At 50.9% G+C, this 625-nt stretch carries 1 protein-coding gene; it reads right to left on the reverse strand.

The genetic code is table 11. The features are described 5' to 3' along the window. A partial coding sequence (locus AC1RO3_RS08245; RefSeq protein ID WP_481763967.1) for a hypothetical protein occupies positions 1 to 488 on the reverse strand: 488 nt, incomplete at its 3' end. Positions 489 to 625 lie beyond the last annotated feature (137 nt).

Raw genomic sequence — 625 nt, forward strand, 5'->3', positions numbered from 1 at the left:
GCTATACTGCGTGCGAACTCCGCATATGTCTTATTGCGTGGTAGCCACAGTTGAGAATCCGAAGTACTAGCCCCATCGAATTGGAGGCCGCACGTTGTCGCGATCTGCGATAGAACGTCATTTGAAGTTCCCCTTAGGCCGGCGACACTGGTCCCGGTCCAGTACTTTGGAAAGTCCAGATATCCGTCCACTTCATAGGCAAAGCCGTTGCCCATGTTTGTCTTTTTGTGGTCGTACTTCCGGAAGTTGAAGGTCTGTGTCTGACCTTGGTAAGCGCGAATCACAACCCGGATGGGAATGCCATCCTGTAGGGGCACGCTGTCCAAGGTGTGAGTCGCGTCAAATATGGAGAAGTGAACTGTGGGGACCAGTGCGCGTGTGGTCCATGCTATGTGTATGAAGTGCAGCACGTTCAGAGCTTCTAGTGGGAACTCTGTGTCGTTTATGAACAAGCTGACTTCTATACGATCTTTAATTGCGAAACTCATACGCCCCTCAGATCATAATCGGCTGTTGCTGTTGCTGGCTCTTGACCTGTGCACTCACATAGCCCTGAATGGCCGACTTAGTTGGAACGTTGATAGTCATACCCGGACAAATTTCGGACAACGGATCAGTTATGCCG

The organism is Dellaglioa sp. CoH-57-MRSF-19 (assembly GCF_056781975.1).